Here is a 3,308-nt window from a genome sequence, read left to right as displayed (position 1 = left end):
CCCACCGGCGGCGTCGCCGGCTTCGGCGGCGACGGCGGTAACGGGCTCGGACTGTTCGGCACCGGCGGCGCCGGCGGTAATGGGGGCTGGCTGTTGGGTCACGGCGGTGCGGGCGGAAGTGGTGGCACCGCTACCACGCTGGGCGCCAGTGGCGGCGCCGGCGGCACTGGCGGGCAGGCCCATTTGTTCGGCAACGGCGGAGCCGGTGGGCAGGGCGGCACCGGGATGGCAGGCCTAACGGGCGAACGAGGAATCGGTGCGGGCGAGTCCGGACTTGAGGGTGGCATAGGCGGACAGGGCGGCGTGGGCGGCGCCGGTGGTCGCGGAGGTTGGCTGATCGGTAACGGTGGCGCTGGTGGGACCGGCGGTTTGGGCGGGGCCGGCGGCGCCGGGGGTGCGGGTGTCAATGGTGCGGATGCGGGCCCGGGGGCCGGAAACGGGTTCGACGGCGGCCACGGCGGCCATGGTGGTGCCGGTGGAGCCGGTGGGACCGGCGGAGCCGGCGGAGCCGGCGGACTGTTGGGGCTGGCGGGTGCCCACGGTGGCGGCGGAACCGGCGGTGCGGGCGGTGCCGGCGGTATTGCGGGTGATGGCGGCGCCGGCGGCACCGGCACCTTCAACGCAGGTGGTAACGGTGTCGGCGGGACCGGCGGCAAGGGCGGCGACTCCGGTTTGGGCGGAGCCGGTGGCCTGGGCGGAGACAACGGCAACGGCACCCGCGCGGCCAGCGGCGCCGCCGGCCTCAGCCCGACTACCGGCGGTAACGGCGGCACTGGCGGCAACGGCGCCAAACTTTTGAGCGGTGGAACCGCCGGCGGCGCGGGCGGGGCCGGCGGTGATGGGGGCCGAGTTGGCAATGGCGGTACCGGCGGCAACGGCGGCAGCGGCGCACCCGGTCTTGGCGACGGCGTAGGCGGAGCCGGTGGTGACGGCGGGGTTGGCGGAAACGGTGGCATCGACGGCGGCAATGGCGGTAACGGTGGCGCCGGGGGGACCGGAGGCAAGGGCGGCTCGGGCGCGGATGGCCTGAGCTACGTGACCGACTTTTCTAAGGCTGGCGCCGACGGCATAGACGGCGGCAACGGCGGCAACGGTGGCGCCGGCGGGGCTGGTGGCAACGGTGGGGCCGCTGGTCAAGCGTTATCCACTACCGGCCATGACGGTGTGGAGGGTGCCGGCGGGGCCGGTGGAGACGGCGGCGATGGCGGCAAAGGCGGCCGCGGTAGCGATGGCGTGAAAGGCACGTTCGACAACGGCGGCACCGGCACCGGCGGGGCCGGCGGCAAGGGCGGTGACGCTGGCCAGGGCGGAGCAGGCGGCAAGGGTGGTGGGGGTTCGTCGGTCGGTGCCACCGGCGCCAAGGGTGCGACCCCGACTGACGGAGGCAACGGCGGCAATGGTGGCGCCGGAGCCGACGCCGTCACCGCAGGCGCTGACGGCGGCAAAGGCGGTGCCGGCGGCGACGGCGGATCGGTTGGTCGCGGCGGTAACGGTGGGGAGGGCGGGGCCGGCAAAGCCGGCGGCGCCGGTGGCACTGGACCGATCTCCGGCATCGAGGGGCAAGCCGGCGGAAAGGGTGGTGCCGGCGGGGCCGGCGGCAACGGCGGCATCGACGGCGGTAACGGTGGTAACGGCGGCAAGGGCGGTGCCGGGGCCAACGGCGGCACCGGTGGGGATGCCCGCGACGGCGCCCACGGCCAAAACGCTGGGGACTTCGGAGAATTCGGGGGCAATGGCGGCAAGGGCGGGGCCGGTGGCGACGGCGGCACCGGCGGCGCCGCGGGAAAGGCATTGTCGGATTCGGCAGACAACGGTGTGCAAGGTGCCGGTGGTAACGCCGGCAACGGCGGTACCGGCGGCAAAGCAGGCAACGGCGGCAACGGCAAGGACGGCTCGTTCGCCAACGGCGGCACCGGTAACGGCGGTGGCGGCGGCGAAGGAGGCTACGTCGGCGAGGGCGGCAACGGTGGCAGCGGTGGTGCGGGCTCCACCCGCGGCGCCGACGGGGCTGGGGGAGCCGTCGGCAGCGGCGGCGGTAACGGCGGCAACGGCGGAAACGGTGCCAATGCAACCACCCCGGGCGGTGCCGGCGGCAAAGGTGGACAAGGCGGCCACGCCGGCGCGGTCGGTAACGGCGGCAACGGTGGCAGCGGCGGAGACGGCGCCACCGGCGCGGCAAGCGGTGACGGCGGTGACGGCGGTAAGGGCGGCGCGGGCGGCAACGGCGGCAGGATCTCCGGCGACGGCGGGACCGGCGGCAAAGGTGGTGCCGGCGGCACCGGAGGTGCTGGTAGTGACAGTTCCACTGCCGCTGGGCACGGTGGAAACGGCGGTCACGGCGGATCTGGTGGTGCCGGTGGTGCCGCCTCGGCGCCCATGGCCAAGGGCGGCAACGGTGGGGCTGGTGGTCTTGCCGGTGACGGCGGAAACGGCGGCAACGGGTTAGTGAACGTTGTGACGAAGGGGCCTGTCGTGGCTGGTGGCGACGGCGGCAACGGCGGCAAGTCGGGAGCCGGCGGTCAGGGTGGCGCCTCGGTCAACGGCACCGCCGGAACCGCAGGGAGCAGCCCGAACTACGGCGGCAACGGCGGCAACGGCGGCAACGGTTCTGGTGGTAACAGTCAGTACGGGCACACCGAGGCCGGGCGTGGCGGAAACGGTGGCAAGGGCGGGTCGGTCGGCAATGGCGGCAACGGCGGCAACGGTGGTAACGGCGGCGGCGAGCTCTTCACCGGCGGCGCGAAAGGCGGCGCCGGCGGCAACGGCGGACAGGGCGGCTCCACTCACGGCAACGGCGGCAACGGCGGCAACGGCGGCACCGGTGGCGATGGCTTGATGGGCGGCACCGGTGGTCGGGGCGGTGATGCCGTGCTCAGCGGTAACGGCGGGAATGGCGGCAGCGGCGGTAGCGGCGGTACCGGTGGGAAATTTACCGGTGGCACTGGCGGCGGCGGGGGTACTGGTGGCGTCGGTGGCGAGGGTGGGACCAATAGTGGTAACGGCGGACGTGGTGGCAGCGGCGGCACCGGCGGACAAGGCGGGTCTGGCGGGACGGGTTCCAGCGGTTCGACGGGTAGCGATGGCAAAGCTTTCGCGATCGACGGCGGTAACGGTGGCAGCGGAGGCCAGGGGGGTACCGGCGGTACCGGCGGCGTCGGTGGGGACGGCGGCGCCGGCGGTCTCGCAAGGGCCAGCTCAGGACTAAACGGACTCCAAGGTGCCGGCGGGAAGGGCGGTTCTGGCGGGATCTTGTTCGGCAACGGCGGAATCGGCGGAGCCGGTGGTGTCGGCGCCGCAGCTGGTTTGAC

General features: G+C 74.2%; 1 protein-coding gene. It reads left to right on the top strand.

Annotated elements, in window-relative coordinates; translation table 11 throughout:
- Nucleotides 1-3,308, top strand: a 3,308-nt coding sequence (locus A5634_RS28640; RefSeq protein WP_065143982.1) for a hypothetical protein, incomplete at both ends; no start/stop codon positions are given.

The sequence above is a fragment of the Mycobacterium asiaticum genome (assembly GCF_001673365.1).
Classification (GTDB): domain Bacteria; phylum Actinomycetota; class Actinomycetes; order Mycobacteriales; family Mycobacteriaceae; genus Mycobacterium; species Mycobacterium asiaticum_A.
This window is presented reverse-complemented; position numbering and strand designations above follow the sequence as displayed.